Genomic DNA, 17,039 nt, shown 5'->3' on the forward strand with positions numbered 1-17,039 from the left:
CAGTTGTACGTCAGTTGTACGTCAGTTGTACGTCAGTTGTACGTCAGTTGTACGTCAGTTCCCCGTCACTCTCTCTCCATTGCCCGGGGAAGTGAGCAAAGTTACTGATAGATATAGTCTCACCGTACAGTCCCCCGAAGGGATAATACTTGGTCTTCCACCACACCGTTTTAGCCGAATCAGTCAATGCCTGAGGCGTACCAAGTTGGTCAGTCAGATAATATTCTCTGCCCCCCTGTGAACTATTGCCAAGCCGTGCAATGGGGACGCCGTTGAGGTAAACATAGTCCGCCTGCCAGCCGCCCGAACTGTAATACTCGGACAACTGCTGGCCGTCAAGAGCCGGAATATAGTAGAACGTAGCTCCACCATAGCTTTTCTTAATTCGCCGATGCCAGGCGTCATAACCCATTGTGATGGTTGTGCCGTCTCCGGTGATGGTAATGAGCCGTCCGGCATCGTACCTCGCCGGCTAGTTTACTCATGTAGAGCCCGTACTAATTTCATTAGCATCCTCTTAATTCGTTGGCCGGGCCCCTTACCCGTGCGATACATAGTGAGAACATCGATTCCAAAGCTCTGCCTAATGAAACTGAGAAGATCCTCCCACTCTACTTTAGTGCAACGATGAAAAATGTCTCCATGGGCAATATTATGTTTTACTATTTGCTCCGATACACTTAATGTGGTCGAATAGGATTTTTCTGCTGTGAAGTATTTCAGAATCACATCCAAAGAAACTTCCTCGCCGTAACCATCCCACCCGCCAAAGTGAAAGGGTACTCCCCTATGGTCGTTGCCTATCATTTCCACCTCCAGCCCCTGATGACCTCATTTCCCTTTCCTGATAGAGGCCATCCTAAGTCCACACGCGGGAGCGGTGTCCTCGGTCCACGGATTGGTTCCAACCAATGAACATTTACTCGCCGTACAGCCGTTCCCGGATTCCTAAGCGGTAGATTGAGTGCTTCTCGTGCCTGTTGTCCAAGTGAATAGGGCGCTTGGTTTGTTCTACTTGGTGCCAACCAAGGAGAAGTATAGCTCGAGTTCCCTTTCGGATAATACTGCCAGTAACTTCGCGGCACACCGCACAGACTCTGCAGGCCACGGGCTCCAGTCAATAAGCCGGAAGTTGTAGACCACATCTCGGGTGTCCACAGACTGGCGAAAGTTCCAGCAGTAGCGTCAAGCCAACCATTACTTTGTGCATGTCGTGCCGACCAGTAATCTACGGCCTCATTGCCAAAGCCGGTGCCAAAGACCTGGCCGCTTTGAACGGATGTCGGAAGCAGAGACCAGACATAATCAGAAACCGATTGCACGGCATTTAGCAGAGAGGTTACTTCTTGGATGCGTGAGTAAATCGACGATCCCTCAGGGTCATAGTAGCGAAGAGGATTGGCCGAGGCATAGCCATACAGGTTCGCCTGTCGACCATTCAACCCCAGCGGATCAGCCTGATAATACCTGCCTATCCTCGGATTGTAATATCTGTGCCAGTTGTAAGTCAGTCTCGCCTCGCTATCCTTTCACTGACCGGAAAAGTTTACGATACATCAATAACTGTACAATTATCTCCAAGTGTTATCCATCCTTGCCGTCCGTCAGACATCTCAATCTTATAGATCATACAGTCTTTTGGATACTCGTAGTTTAAAGCCTTGACGGTATCTCCGATCTCCAATTCTGCAATCACATGAACACCTTGATAGTAGAAGCATTCATTTTCCGAAATTACGACCGTTTTGCCTGGACCTGTAACTACTACGGCCTTCTTTAAATCGCCACACCCCCACAGATGTAAGAAGATAAGTTGTAGTGGGAAGAATATTATCCATTTTGAGATGTTCATAGTCCATACCACCAATCAGTCAATCCCTTCCACCATCCTCCAGTCCAAGGTGCCCTAGTCCACCAATTATTTGACTGTTCGGGCAATTGTATGAGTCAACCAGTCCCATGTCCATAAAAGTATTTCCCAACCCTACAGGAAAGACGATCGTTCCCATGTTGAATCCAAGATTTTCCAAAGCATTCTCCAAAGGATCGCCACAGCTATTATTTGTAAACCAATTGTAATCCCTGTCGTATGTTCTAAGGTAGTCGTTGAGGTATATCTCCTGCGCTAACGTCAATTTTAGAATCATGCCGATGCCTTCTCTGAATTTGGTATTTTGCTTGATATAATCCGATGTGGGATTAATGTACATCCCCCCAAGAGAGTAACTATATGATGTCGAGTTTATATTGATTGATACATGGCCAAATGAGGAGCGTCCCCATGCTATTGGTTGCCAAATAATCACTTCTGTTATAAGTCCTGAAGGATCCGTATATCTCAGCGGATTATTGAGGGCATAGGCGTACAGGTTCGTTTCATCTCCGTGAACCCCCAACGGGTCAGCCTGATAATATCTGCCTATCCTCGGATTGTAATATCTGTGCCAGTTATGCTGAATGTGGAGAATCGCGCTATCTCGGTACATGCCAGGGAATCTCATTGTGTTCGTATCTACGATTTCTGATTTAGCTCTTCCTTGAGTTTCTTGATGCGCCACACTGATCTCAGATAGAGCAAGATAGCAATCATTGGAACAAGAATTGGGTAATGGCTAGTGGAAAAAACATGGCTACGCACTGCTCTTGCACCATCAACAAAATCCTGAAATCGCTGACCCTCTAACCCGCTCCTCGCAGTGATATGGCGAAGTTCAGGGCCAAAACCAAATACCCAAATAAGATTCGCCGAAAACAAGATGACGCCGAGCACAATACCGAGACGAACCTTTTCTTTCTTCCCGACAAACCAGGCTGCTATGGCAAGACAGAGGACAATAATCCAATCTATCATATGAGCTCCTTTATTATGGACAACCACAGACCTCGTGGCCATTGGCCTCATTCAAGGCACGGTTTCGTCCTGCGTTGATTCGATCCCAGCTATCAGAATCAAAGTCAAACGTACTCTTCCGAACATCGAGAAAATCTCGGCCCCTTCTTTGCGTAAAATCATCCCAAAAGTCATAGAAAATTCCACCCAATCGAACACCGAGTTCACCTCCTACACCCCCGGCTTTGACTCCGACATATCCTGCAAGATAATTCCCAAATTCGTCTGCTTTCATCACTACACCCCCCACGTTAAAAGTATCGAACTTTTGATTCGCCTTAAAATCGTACCTTTCGTTACCGATGTGATTGAAAAAAGCATCCCACAGACTTTGAATGCCAGCTTCAGCAATTATTTTCTCTGTTTCCTCGCACGAAAAGTTCTTCAACCCTAACAGATCGAAGCCCATTACCGGATTGTTATCAACATAGGCATATAAATTAATTCCTCCCAAAAGATTTATCGGGTCAGCCTGATAATATCTGCCTATCCTCGGGTTGTAGTAGCGGTGCCAGTTGTAGGTCAGTCTGCTCTCGCTGTCCTTCCACTGCCCGGGAAAACGGACGTAATTAGTCGTTGAGGTGACTTCATTGTAGATAACACCAAAGGGATAGCTTCGGGACTTCCATCTGACCGTCTTGGCTGAATCGGCCAGAACATGCGGTGTCCCAAGCTGGTCGGTAATGTAATACTCACGATTGCCCTGAGAGCTGTTACCCAGTCGGGCTATTGCTGTCCCATTGAGGTAGACATAGTCCGCCTGCTGGCCGTCCAGAGCCGGGATAAAGTAAATATGCGCTCCGCCGTAGCTCTTCTTAATCCGCCGATGCCAGGCGTCATAACCCATTGTGATGGTTGTGCCGTCTCCGGTGATGGTAATGAGCCGTCCGGCATCATTGTAAGCATAGAGGATGGTGTCAATCTGCGGGCCTTCGGGTCCCATGGCCATGAGTCCCTCAAAGGGCGGCGGCGTCTCATTGGCAATACCTTCAATTTCACGGGTAACATTGCCAGTGGCATCATAGGTAAATGCCAAAGCAATGTCAGTTATATTGGTCACCTTGTTGCCGGAATACTGGTAAATTAAGGTATCTCTGGGACTGCCATACTCTATAACCTTGTCCCTGTTGCCATTCTTATGGTAGCTGTAGGTAATAGTGTCATCCGGCGCATCCAGACTGATAACGCGGGTCAGCCGGTAGATATCATCGTAGGTATAAGACTTGGTATTGTTTGATACCCGCCGGTCAGTGACTTGGCTGATGTTATTAGCCAACGTATAGGAATAACCAAAGCGGAAGAGGGAAGTATCGGGCGAAGCTGTAGCGATGGAATCAACCCGGTAACTTGAGTCAACCCCGACGTTCACTTTCACTCCGTTTCCGAGCCGCCAGGATTCGGGCCTGCCGAACGGGGTATACTTGATGGTATCAACGAGTGTTTTCCAGCTGCCGCTGATGGAGTCACGTATTTTTGTAACCTGGTCGGCGGCATCGTAGGTGTACTCAACGACGCGACCGGATGGATATGTCAGCTTGGTGAGATTGTCATTTTTGTCATAACCGTATGTGGTTGTATATATAGTGCTTGTATCATTGGGAAATACCCGCAATTCCTGGTAGAGCCTTCCTTTTGCATCATAACGGTATCGTGTGCGGCAGGACTTGGTGCTGTCTGAATAAAGACGGCCTTTTCCGTATGAAAACTGCGTGCCGTCATAAACGTATATAATATTACCATTGGTCGATGAGTCCGGATAACAAATTTTAGTCAACCTATTGAGCGCGTCATATTTGTAGACAATCGAATCGTTGAGCGCATTTTTCTTCCAGATGAGATTATCAGCCGGATCGTAGCCGTAGCGGGTCACCCCGGTGATTATGGAGCTGTCGAAAATCAGCCGGTTCTTATCGTCATAGCGGTAGACATAGTTATTTGTCCCCGGGTCGGTGACCTTGGTAATATTATTCCTCGTATCATAGAAGTACTTGGTGACAATGCTGTCACTTCCGAGCGGCTGGACTTGTTCAATGACCCTGCGGAGAGAGTCATATTTGAAACGGGTATTCTTATCCAAGCCATCCTTGAGGCTTTCGAGCATCCCAACGGCAGAATAGGTGAATTTTGCGCTATCGCCATAAAGACCAGTCCGCTTGGTCAGTTCACTCTTATTATTATAGGTAAACGACTCTTGTTTACGAAGGGTGCTGCTATTCTTGTAAATCTTCTCGGTGAGTGGGTTACCAACTGAATCATACGTATAGGCCATATACTCACCGAGCGCGTTCTTTACCGAATCCAGATACCCGGCAGCCGAATAGCGGAACGTGGACGCATTGCCGGTCGGAGAGGTTGTGGATAACAGCTTGCCGTCGACATCATAGCTGAAAACGACAGAATCTGAAGTCGCGGCAATTGTCTTTACCTTGGTTAGCCGTCCTCGCGAATCGAAAGTATATTTTGTTGTGTCACCACTAGAAGTTTTTACCCATGTCCTGCGGCCAAGAATATCCCGTTCACCGAATTCAGTTGTATCAGTATTCGGCTGAATTTCATATCGAAGGTCGCCGTTGCCATGGTACACAAACTTGACCGTATCAACTACATCCGTCCGGGGACCATCGGATTTCGTCATCTGGCCACTGGCATTGTAGGTAAATGTCGACGTATAACTGAAGCTGTCAGAGGCTGTCGATGTCCGATAGCCACGCTCAATCATCTGGGTGACATTGCCTAAAGCGTCATATGTGTATTTCAGCTTGGTGCTGTCGTTGGATTTGGCAATACTGGGGATCATCACACGTGTCGGTCGGTTGAAACTGCTGTCGAACGTGAAATACGTCCTCTGAGCTAGCGAGGTATTGCCTCCTGCTACGGCGTAGAGACGATTGCCTCTATGGTCGTAAAGAGCGGAATCGATCACCCCGTTGGCATCGGCGACTGCCTCTATTAATCCACCAGCATTATACTCGTATTTGACACCACACTGCGCACAGCTTGAGTCGGCTCTGACAGTCACGTCTCGTCGCGAGTAAGCCGGTGACCAGAACGACGTGTGCCGACGAGTGCCTGTGGGTGAGCTTGCCTCTGTAGTTATCGAATCAGGACAGGTTGTCTGCGTGACAGACCAGGACATCGTGCTGCGATCATACCCGTTGCCCCGTGTGTACTGGTTTGCTCGTCCGCTGGAATCATAAGTATAGCGTCGAGTAAAGCTATTTGAACTGGAAATAGAAGTGATCTTCCGATTATTGGCCGCAATTGTGTCATAGGTATACTCTTCCCAGGAAGCATCGGGGTAGGTTACCTTTTTAAGCAAATTGACGGTCGGATAATATTCAAACTTCGCCAAAGTATCATTGGCAAACGATCGCACACAGGTCATTCGTCCACTACTGTAGCTAAATGACAATCGCCGTCCGGATGAGTTTACGGTTGAATCCAGCAAGCCGGTGGTGTAATAGAATCTCATCTTATTGCCAGCAAGGTCTTGTAAAGAGTCAATTTTCCCTAATCCCTGGATGAACAGTTTCGTGTCATCTTCAAGCACAATCGTAATCGAGTCATTGGGTTGTGCGACTCGAATGCGATAGTGGGTGCCATACGGTGACGTGTAGTTGACCACCTGTGGTTCAGATGAATTAAGAAGATGTTTAGTAAACTGGACGCTTCGTCCCGTTGGCTCAAGCAACGTGTAGTTGCCTGAGGTGGTATCATAACTTAACGAATACTCAAAGCTATGCCGCCAATTTTTCCACAAGGACGAACTGGAATCATCGGTGTAACTGTTGTAAAACCTGCCGAAGGCAATAGACGCTCCCTTATCGGACCAGACCGGTACATCCAAGCGTTCAAAATACATATTGCCATTCGATAGATTTATAGGATCTCCTATTGTAGCCTGGCATGCTATTGGTCCCCGTTCCACTGGTAGCGGCAACGGTTCTGGCATCGTGTCTGACACACTTCCTGAGGTCGGAACGGTGATGAATATTGTATCGGTTTCGCAGGCGCAAGTGGGCACTGAAATACCCCATTGCTGTGCTTCGGCCCAGAATTTGACAATATTATGCGGAGGTGCCGGGATAACTTTTGTCAAATATATGCATTCTCTTGAGCACTCAACACAAGAATTTGCGGTTGACAGGTCTTTCCAAATACACGAGCCAACACTCTGTGTCGTAAATCCATGCCCGACCGTATAAGAGACCGCAATTTGAAATTTCTCATTGCCCTGCTGAAATCCGGTGCCAGCAACGTTTATACAGAAGGTCGCAAAGCGACTGTTCGCCGAATCCCACATGCGTTCAAGCCTTGGCTCCAGGCTTGTTACCATCGGATAACATCGAACCGGAGAATTGACAGAATTGGCACCGCAGTTGTTATTCGGTTGAAAGCCATAACAACCATGTTCTTCAGCCAGTACAGATTGAACTTGGACTAAACACAAGAAACTGAAAAGCAGTATCAATCCAATACAATAATAACTCCCTCCGTTTAGTTTGTTGCCAAAGCATTCTTTCCGCAGGCATTCCTTGCTGTCGGGGTGATCAAATGCAACCATTCGGTCCGCCTTCCAATTGCGATATTACATTATTTAATAGTCTACAACTTCGTGATACTACAGAACCACTGCCTGACAGCCATAAGTGAAACATGCCAAAGTTAAAAGCAAATGCCAACTAAGATATTAACTCTCTGTGTACGCCCGACCGTGGGTTGCAAGTCACCCCATGCTCGCCTCGCCTGTCTATCATTAGTTTCGAGGGATGTCTGACATTAGGCATAGAACTGTGTGACCAAATTGTGACTACTCTGTGTCCAAAGTCATACAAATGCACATGAATCAGTACTTGAAAAATGCAGGGGTAACAGCTTGTGCCTCATCATACTACGTTGTGTCTCACTTAGTTGGCTTTTTCTTCGATTCGCTTTTTAAGTCCCTGGTGTCTACCAGTTTCACCACTCCGGCTTCCATGCAAGAATAATGAGACTGGCGCTCCAAAGCAACTGCATTTTGTGCGGGGGTCGTTATCTTCGCCTCTGCCGGATTCGCCTGATCCCGCTGCCTCACAAATTACGTAACAATATCACCCCTAACCAATGTCCACGAGAACCTTGAAGCCGCCGTATGACATCCGCCTACAATCAAAGGGCATTATCTTCGCGTCCATCATTTTTGCCAGACGCGGGTCCTTCATCACTTTGGCGATTACGCTGTCGCGGTGCGCGCGGGACTTGTAGACAATCCATGAAAACACCACAGCCTCTCCGGCCTTCAGCTTGGCCAGGGCCGGAAAAGGAAGTCCCATCTTGACCGTCATGTCATCACCGACACACTCCCTGTATTCTAATGCTCCATGTTCCATCCACACTTTGCCTGCCTTTTGTGACATGCGGCGGTAGGCCAATAAGTTTTTCTGGGGTACCGGTAAAACAAATCCATCGACATACTTTGCCATAACAATTCTCCTTCGATCATTCTAAATTTATTCTTCTTGTCTTTGCCTAATCTCATGTACGAAATATTTTCCAACTCTCTTTCATATAGCTTTTTGCCAATAGTTCCGCAAGTCGTCCAAGGGTTTGGTTCAGTCCTTAGGCAGCTCCGTATTTATGCATGAATGTGGTGTCGGGCGTCTCTGCCCGACACTTCCTCGAACTAAGTCCCTTTTCACTGACTGATTCTGTCAGTTCAATGTCTTAAATTAAATCATGGGACGAAGACTTCGCGATATCGATATACTGATAGATCAACAAATCTTCTTTGTATCAACTGCCACACGCAATCACGAACATTTTTTCAAGGATAACCTTAAGTTGGCCGGTCTATATTCTATCATTGGGCACGTCAGCGCGAGACACAATGCGCAAATCTACGGTTATGTTCTGATGCCAAATCATTTCCATTTACTCATCTCAATTGACGGCGGCCCAAGCTCAGCAAATTTATGCATGATGTTAAATCTCTGAGTTGGAGGACACTTTTTGCAAAGAGGTCAGGCGTCTGGCGAGCACGATTTAATGGCCTCGCGATAACATCCGAAGTGCAATTTCAGACCAAGCTCAACTATATTCACAATAATCCTGTCAAAGCCGGACTGGCCAACGAGGCAGAATCATGGCCGTTCTCGTCTGCTTCTTGTTGGAAAGAGGGAGTCTCTGATAGTCTTACCACGCTTGAGAGTCCCTATTGATTATATGAAAGTGTCGGGCAGAGACGCCCGACACCACATTAACACCCCGCCCGGTCGAAAATCCATCTCATGCGTAGTGGTCGTAAAGCCTTTCGGCCCCACCACGTCGGGCTTCATACTTGTCAATGTAGCGTATGAACAAGAATCAGGCAATCAAGTTTCTCTCCTGCAAAAAAATACCGCCCGGCAACAATGCCGAGCGGTACATCAACAAATCAAAAGCTCAATCAAGAACTAAATAAAGAGCGGAGCAAGCACCAATGTGATGGTCGAAAGCAATTTAATCAACACGTGAAGCGACGGCCCGGCAGTATCCTTAAATGGATCACCGACAGTATCGCCGACAACAGCCGCGCCATGAATGGGATTCTTAACCTTGCTGCCATCCTTCTGGGTTATATATTTACCGCCATGGGCGCCAGTCTCAATATATTTTTTGGCGTTATCCCATGCGCCGCCGGAATTATTGAGAAAGAGCGCCATCAAAATTCCGCCAATAGTGCCAACCATCAGGAAGGCCGCCACAGATTCGGCTGCGATCAGCGGATTTTCGGCATCAATGAAGAATTTAAAGCTCAAGCCCACCGCGATCGGGGCAATTACCACCAGTAAGCCCGGGAGAACCATTTCCCTCAACGCCGCCTTGGTGACAATATCCACACATGCGCCATAGTCAGGTTTGAAGTCATCCGGGAACTGGATCATGTCGTTCTTTCTCGGCAATTTGGCATACTGACGGCGTACCTCTTCGATAATCGATTTGGCCGCCTTGCCAACTGCGCGAATACAGAGCGACGAGAAAAGAAATACAAGCATGCACCCAAGCAACGCCCCTACAAACACAACTGGTTTGGACAGATCGACGCTAAACTCAACCATTTTCCCAGCCGCGTCAGTTGTGCCATACAGGCCGGAGTAGTGGAGAATTTCATCCATATAGGCTTGGAACAATAAAAACGCCGCAAGTCCCGCCGAACCAACCGCGTAACCTTTTGTGAGGGCCTTGGTGGTGTTTCCAACAGAATCGAGTCTGTCGGTACGCTCGCGAACTTGCTCCGGCTGATGCGACATTTCAACAATACCACCGGCATTGTCTGTGATAGGACCGAAGGTATCCATAGCAAGGATATATGCCGCTGTCGCAAGCATACCCATCGTAGCGACGGCCGTACCAAAAAGTCCGCCGCTGACTGATGTTCCAGCAAATGCGGCCTGTCCTATGAAGTACGACCCAAGAAGCGCAGCGCTCGTCACCAGTACAGGAAGCGCGGTGCTCTCCAAACCAACAGCCACGCCTGAGATGATATTGGTTGCCGGGCCGGTGGTTGAGGCATCGGCGATTTCTTTCACCGGCCGATATTGATATTCAGTGTAATATTGCGTTATAAAAACGTACAGAATCGAAGTCACGACTCCTATGATTCCGCAGAGAAAGAAATGCCACCAGGCATCGGGTACCTTTGGTACATCCAAAAGGTAATATGCAGTTGCGCCAAAACCGATCATGGCCAAAGCCGCCGAAACAAAATAGCCGCGGTTGAGGGCCTGCATCGGATCTTCCTGTTCATTTTTCAGCTTCACTGAAAGAATGCCTACGATCGAAGCAATAATTCCAAACGCTCGAGCAACAAGCGGGAACATCATAACACCGATAATTCCGGCAGTGAAATCGACTCCAGCACGCTCAGCGGCCACCGCGAGTGTCGCGCCAAGAATCATCGCGCCGATATTTTCAGCGGCCGTTGACTCAAAGAGGTCAGCGCCACGACCGGCACAGTCGCCGACATTATCCCCGACAAGATCGGCAATAACAGCAGGGTTACGGGGATCATCTTCGGGAATGCCAGCCTCTACTTTGCCAACAAGGTCAGCGCCGACATCGGCCGCTTTGGTATAAATACCACCGCCGACTTGGGCAAAAAGCGCCACAAACGACGCTCCAAATCCATAGCCGACTATAAGAAGCGGGATTCTGGCAGGCTCGACATCTGTGAAAAATGAGACAGACAGGTAAAGTAGGGTGACACCGAGAAGCGACATTGCAACGACGAGTAGTCCGGAGACTGCTCCACCGCGAAGGGCAGTACGCATAGCATCGTTAAGACTTGTCAGTGCGGCAGTTGCTGTGCGGATATTTGTGCGAATCGACACCCACATACCAACGTAACCCGCTATCACTGAACAGATAGCTCCAAAAACAAAAGAGACAGTCACCCAGAGCGCAAGCGACATCGCTGTATCGACTGGATCAAATTCACGATGTTCACGGATAATACCGTAGCCGATAAAAAGCGCAAGCGCGACAAGAGCGGCAAGCATCACAATTGTTCTGTTTTGACGGCGTAAAAATGCCTCGGCCCCGTCTTTGATAGCGTTTGAAATGGCCTGCATTGCGGCCGTGCCGGTTGGTCTTTTCAGCACCCAACTTGCCAGCCACCAAGCGAAAACAAGCCCGAGAATGCTGATACCAATTATCAGACTCAGCAAAAACCCTTCGCTACGAAAAAACCCCTCACTCATGACGTACTCCTCTCACTGACCATTAATCCTCCAGTTGATTATTTGGAATTATTCGTTTAGATATTATTTATTTTTCATGTTTCTTGAATTCATGGGATTTGTGTTTTCAAACTCACTCACACATAAGCAGTTAAGACGCCATGATTGCATTTGTAGGTCTCGCACATTTCACTCTTCTCGCCCGCTTTGTAAACATCATTCCAAGTCCATAAAAAATGGTGGGGGAAGGATTCGAACCTTCGAAGGCTAAGCCGACAGATTTACAGTCTGTTCCATTTGACCGCTCTGGAACCCCACCAATTAGAATCCATCAGCTCTCGCTTCGAGCATGCCGGTCAACTGCCAAAGCTGGCAAATATATACGGATTTTAACAAAACACAACGGAAATATGACTTAGAAAATCACTTAGAACAGAGTTTTGATCACGCATTTCATAAAGCGGCGCAATGTCTTAGCTGATACAGGGCAAATCGAGGGCGCAAGCGTCTACAAATCAGACTTGGGCGTGCGAACAGTTTCATGCCGTCTGCTGACATAACCATCGAGAATCGAATCTGAAGATATCACAGCCTCTGAAAGAATACGCTTTGCATGATGACTTTCACGCTTCTCACAAAATTTAGCGTGTGCGGTTTCAACAAATGACTTGAATGTGATGCGAAACGTCTCAGCCGAAAAGCGAAGAGCGTTCTGTCTAATCGTATAGGCATCAAAGTTGTTCTCAGATGCCTCAAACCGGTCAACAGCATCGATGATCGCCTCAGGCGTCTGTGACTCGAAAAATATACCAGTCTGACCCTCAATGACCGTCTCCCTCGCTCCGCCACGTCCAAAAGCAATGACCGGCGTTCCGCAGGCTTGAGCTTCGACCGGTAATATTCCAAAATCTTCTTCCGCAGCAAAGACAAAGGCACGGGCGCGCTGGAGGTGATCTCTCAATACTGTGAACGGCTGGTATCCAAGAAGAGTCACATTCGGAGTAGCTTTACTCTTTATCTGTCCAAAAAGCGGTCCGCTGCCTATTACCACAAGTTTTTTTTCGGGCATTCTGGCAAAGGCCTCGACAATCAGCTCGATCCGCTTGTACGGCACCATCCGCGAGGCTGTGAAATAGAAGTCCTCCTTCTCGTGCGAGAGCGCAAAGTCATCCACGCTAACAGGCGGAAAGATAATTGTCGATGGGCGTCCATAGATTTTTTCGATACGGCGCGCGATATAGCCGGAACTAGCAACAAAAGCGTCAACTCCATTCGCGGTCCGATAATCCCAAAGTCTGAGCCGGTGGAGCAATATTTTCGCCAGCCAGCCTTTGAGTCCGACGCTCAGACCTGATTCTCTCAGATACTGATGGCTTAAATCCCACGCATATCGCATTGGGGAATAACAATAACAAATATGAACCTGATCCGGGCCAGTCAACACTCCTTTTGACACCGCATGGCTGCTGGAAATAATCAGATCGTATGCGGACAAATCGAATTGCTCGACAGCAAGAGGCATGAGCAGGAGATAGGAGCGATATTTTTTCTTCGCAAATGGTAGTTTCTGAATGAATGAGGTTCGAACGGTTTTGTTTTGAATGAACCCCCGCTGATTCGGCGAAAGAAAATCGACCTGTGCAAAAAGATCGGCCTGAGGAAACAGATTCAGAATCTGCTCAACCACTCTTTCGGAACCCGAGTAGTCTACCAGCCATTCATGGACCACGGCGATACGAAGATCGCTTAACGAAATCTTACCGTGCTTTTCATGCTTCATGGAGCGAGTCGACCTGTGAAATAGTTTCGGACTCCGCTTGCGATGCTTTGCCTGCAGGCGCAATCGAGCGGTGTTTTTGAGGCTGTGTTTTTGATTCTGTATCAATAATACCAAAATCAGCCGGAGCAATCGTTTCCCAGTGTTGTAGAGATTGCGCAAAATCGAACGAAAACTCGAAGCCCAGATCAAGAAGAGTTTTTGGAATAATATGGGTCGGTGTCGCAGCTTTTTTCACCCGCACCGGATGTATGGCGCCGGAAGTACCTGAAAATCCATGAATAATCTTTGCAATTGGAAGCAACAACCAGAGCGGCAGTGGGATAACAAGCGCATTGCTTCTCAAGTGTCTTTTGACGCTCTCGACCAATTCTCCCAATGACTGAGTGGGGTACTCGACATAATTATAGGTCACTGTGGAATACGGCGAATTCATCAGAAACTCTATACTTTCCAATAATCCGTAAATATAGCCATAGGATTTAAAAACCGAAGACTCGCCAGGATATGCAAAATAGCCTCGCTTTACAGCTCTTATCATGCGAAGGATATTACCCGGGTCGCCCGGACCATATAACACACCAGGACGTGAAATCAGTAACCGTCTCCCCTCGCCCCTGCTCTGCCATCCCGCATGAATCAATTCGGCCGGATATTTTGAGCCGCCGTAGGGTTTAGTTGGACGAATAGGTGAAGATTCATCAGTTGGGCCGTTCGTCGGTCCATAGACAGAGATACTGCTGGTGAAATAGATATTCTTGCAGTTGACCTGCTCGGCATAGGAACAGACATTTTCCGCGCCAGGTAGATTTGTATCAAAATATTCTTGATGAGTATGCCCCGGCTCGCGGTGAATTGCGGCAAGGTTAAAAATCCAATCAGGACTTGCTAAAATGATATTTGCCGGGATCGGGTTTCGAACATCAGTGGCTGAATAGCTGATTCCGGGCTGACCTTCGAGCGCGCTTGGTTGAATGTCGGCGATATGAATATGACTAAACTGTTCGGACGATAAAAACCGCCGAGCCAGATGGGTTCCGACAAACCCTGACCCGCCGAATATGACACATGTTTTACCCACATCGCTCCTGTTTGAATCTTTAGTGCAATTAGCGCAAAAAGACCTGCTTACGCAACAAGAACAGCACAGGAATTACTACAAAGTAACTTCCTGCTTTTCCGCGACTGACCCTCGAAGTGTCATGCTAACCGTGCTGACAAGCTTTTCTCCCTTCGGGAAGGCTTTCTGCAAGTCTCTCCGGATAGCTTCGTATTCACCCCGATAGTCGCCATTTTTCTGCTGGCCAAGATATTCGAGCGCAAACGCCAGCGCAACTGATCCAATTAAGGCAAACAAAGTCGCAACAAATACGGTCAGTGTTCGATTGGGGCCTGTTTTTATGGTCGGGAGCGAGGGCTTATCGAGTATCCGGATAATTGGCATATCTTTTTGCGAGGTAAATTTTGCAATCTCATACTGCTGTTGCAGGTAAATCAGGGCTGTTGATTTCAGTTCTACTTCTCTTTGATGCCGCGCAAGTCCGGTAAGTATTTCAGGATTTGACGAGCCAGCCCAGTCGCTGTTGGATAAACGATACGTCTGCAGATTATCCTCAGCTCTTTCCAATTCTTTTTTGACGATTGCCAGTTGTCCGGCCAGATAAGTCTGGGTATTCTTTGCGCCCGACCTCCTTTTATTGAGATTGTAATCCTCAAGCTGGTTCAGATACTCCTCCGCCACGGCCTGGGATAGTTCCGGATATTCGGTCTCGACGGTCAGCACGATCTCCCCTGTTCGCTTTCCTGCGTTTACAGAAGTGATATCATCAAGGTAATTTCTTAGTCGAGTTGGGTCAGTCTCGCCGAAGTACTCAGGGACGGTCATCGCCAGACTCTTTTCATTAAACCCAAATTCAAAGCGTTTAGATAGCAATGCGTCTTTAACCAGGTCTGATCGAAGTATAAGCGGGTAAAGGGCCGAAGAGTTTTCTTCGGTCATGCTCATCGAGCCCAAACCAACCAGATCTTTTAATGCCGTGACATTGTCCGTCTGTCCCGAAGGTAAAAGTGTTGCCTTAGACTGATAGCTATTGGCCGTCATGAGCATCATCGTTACGGCCGTTATTGCGACAAGACCAACGACGGTCGTGATTAACTTTCGTCTCCGAATAAGCATGCGGATGAAACCATACAAATGAACCTCGAATGTCCGTTCGGTCACTGCCTCATACGAACTATTGGTAATAGACTCACGCTCAAATGTCGAGTGTGAGTCGGAAGAGATCTGCTGGTGTAGTCGGTTTTTATGCATAGCATCCTTTCTATACGAAGAACTTGTACTCAAAATGCTTGCCATGCAGGGAACTTATTTGCCTTTCGTAAGCCCGTATCAACCAAACATTTAACTGCCTACTTGTGGGCATCCAATCAGCAACGGCTAAATGAGACCTCTTACAAGGAAAACTGTTCCTTCTTTATAGGAATTAACTTTCCAATAGTTTCATTTGAAACCGACAGCCGTCAATTGTTCCGCAAGATCTTGTCGCTGGCTAAGCGTCGCGAAAATAGAGGTGTGACCTGACGGTTTTACTCTCTCTTATCCTAACTTGGAAATCAACTCAAGAAGCTGTGTTGCGGATTTGTTCCAGTTGAACATTCGCGCTCTTTCAAGTCCCTTTGCCTTGAGCTTCGCACGTAAATCTAAATCCCCGAGCAGACGGACGATCCCACTTGCTATATCCTCGACATTCAGCGGATCAATATAGAGAGATGCGTCACCGCATACTTCCGGGATGCTGGCAGCGTTGGCCACAACTGTCGGACAGCCGCACATCATCGCTTCAAGAGGCGGCAAACCAAAACCCTCGTAATAGGATGGAAAGACGAAGAGCTCGGCTTTCTGATATAGACGGCAAAGCTCTGTGTCATCCACACGTCCCACAAATTCTATTCTTTTTGAAAGCGATAAATTCAAGTCAAATCGTTCATCGGTAAATATGTCAACTTTCGCCCCAACAATAATTAACTTGATGTCGCTCAGGCGAGGATACTGGAATGCTTTTACCAAGCGCACGAAATTCTTTGCCGGATCAAGCGATGAAACTGCCAGGCAGTATTGTTCTCTACTCACGTCCTTTTCACCGCTCATTGCAGGCTTGAAGATGTCAGAGGCGGCCCCAGGAATAACATGGATACATGAGCTATCAATCCTCAGCAACTCCTCAATTTCTTTACGGGAGAACTCGCTGACTGTGACGACCTTTCGCGCCCTGCGCGCGATAATCGGTTGAACTAATTTATATGCCAATGAAAAGGCTTTTGAATATCGTTCAGGATATCGTAGATATGAGACGTCATAGATAACAACTATTGAATTCCTATAGCCAATCGGAGCAATATTACCAAAGTTTATGAGAAGTGGGGACTTTTCCTTGAGTAAGTACAGTGGCAATTCCACCTGCTCCCAAAAATAACCTCTTCCGAAGCCAATCTTTTGCGCTGACAACTCATGGGCTATTTTATCATGTAACACATTTTTAGGAGTTAAAACCGTGATCTCCTGCGATAGCTGTCGCAACTGGCGTGACATCTCGGTCGCATAGCGCTGAACACCGGTGGTTGGCTGGCTGAGAAAGCGGCCATTGATATAGATCATGGACACATTACTTAATAAGTA

The 17,039-nt window shown here is 47.5% G+C and carries 11 protein-coding genes, 1 tRNA gene and 1 pseudogene; all 13 read right to left on the bottom strand.

The features are described from left to right. Positions 1 to 43: 43 nt before the first annotated feature. Positions 44 to 412 (bottom strand): RHS domain-containing protein, encoded by a 369-nt coding sequence (locus tag SGI97_01915; protein MDZ4722653.1) that lies wholly within the window; start codon positions 410 to 412, stop codon positions 44 to 46. Positions 413 to 803: 391 nt separating this feature from the next. Continuing rightward, positions 804 to 1,514, bottom strand: a pseudogene (locus SGI97_01920) (RHS repeat-associated core domain-containing protein). Between the two features lie 32 nt (positions 1,515 to 1,546). Beyond that, positions 1,547 to 1,852, bottom strand: a complete 306-nt coding sequence (locus tag SGI97_01925; GenBank protein ID MDZ4722654.1) for a hypothetical protein — start codon at positions 1,850 to 1,852, stop codon at positions 1,547 to 1,549. A gap of 19 nt (positions 1,853 to 1,871) precedes the next feature. Beyond that, on the bottom strand, positions 1,872 to 2,486 hold the full coding sequence (locus SGI97_01930) for an RHS repeat-associated core domain-containing protein (protein MDZ4722655.1): 615 nt from the start codon (positions 2,484 to 2,486) through the stop codon (positions 1,872 to 1,874). Between the two features lie 26 nt (positions 2,487 to 2,512). Then, positions 2,513 to 2,851 (bottom strand): hypothetical protein, encoded by a 339-nt coding sequence (locus SGI97_01935; GenBank protein ID MDZ4722656.1) that lies wholly within the window; start codon positions 2,849 to 2,851, stop codon positions 2,513 to 2,515. Positions 2,852 to 2,864: 13 nt separating this feature from the next. Then, complete coding sequence (locus tag SGI97_01940; GenBank protein ID MDZ4722657.1) at positions 2,865 to 6,842, bottom strand: RHS repeat-associated core domain-containing protein; 3,978 nt, start codon at positions 6,840 to 6,842, stop codon at positions 2,865 to 2,867. Positions 6,843 to 7,986: 1,144 nt separating this feature from the next. Continuing rightward, entirely contained in the window at positions 7,987 to 8,352 is a 366-nt protein-coding gene (locus tag SGI97_01945) for a DUF1428 domain-containing protein (GenBank protein ID MDZ4722658.1), read from the bottom strand. A gap of 969 nt (positions 8,353 to 9,321) precedes the next feature. After that, entirely contained in the window at positions 9,322 to 11,607 is a 2,286-nt protein-coding gene (locus SGI97_01950; GenBank protein MDZ4722659.1) for a sodium-translocating pyrophosphatase, read from the bottom strand. A 216-nt stretch (positions 11,608 to 11,823) separates the two neighbouring features. Then, positions 11,824 to 11,905 (bottom strand) — tRNA-Tyr (locus tag SGI97_01955). A gap of 189 nt (positions 11,906 to 12,094) precedes the next feature. Next, positions 12,095 to 13,366 (bottom strand): glycosyltransferase family 4 protein, encoded by a 1,272-nt coding sequence (locus SGI97_01960; protein MDZ4722660.1) that lies wholly within the window; start codon positions 13,364 to 13,366, stop codon positions 12,095 to 12,097. Then, a complete protein-coding gene (locus SGI97_01965) occupies positions 13,356 to 14,444 on the bottom strand; it encodes an NAD(P)-dependent oxidoreductase (protein MDZ4722661.1) in 1,089 nt (362 codons plus the stop codon). The genes SGI97_01960 and SGI97_01965 overlap by 11 nt, the downstream gene beginning before the upstream one ends. A 75-nt stretch (positions 14,445 to 14,519) precedes the next feature. After that, positions 14,520 to 15,674, bottom strand: coding sequence for a Wzz/FepE/Etk N-terminal domain-containing protein (locus SGI97_01970; GenBank protein ID MDZ4722662.1), 1,155 nt, complete (start codon positions 15,672 to 15,674; stop codon positions 14,520 to 14,522). 285 nt (positions 15,675 to 15,959) lie between these two features. Next, positions 15,960 to 17,018, bottom strand: a complete 1,059-nt coding sequence (locus SGI97_01975; protein ID MDZ4722663.1) for a glycosyltransferase family 1 protein — start codon at positions 17,016 to 17,018, stop codon at positions 15,960 to 15,962. Between the last annotated feature and the right edge of the window lie 21 nt (positions 17,019 to 17,039).

Source organism: Candidatus Zixiibacteriota bacterium (assembly GCA_034439475.1).
Lineage (GTDB): Bacteria > Zixibacteria > MSB-5A5 > GN15 > FEB-12 > JAWXAN01.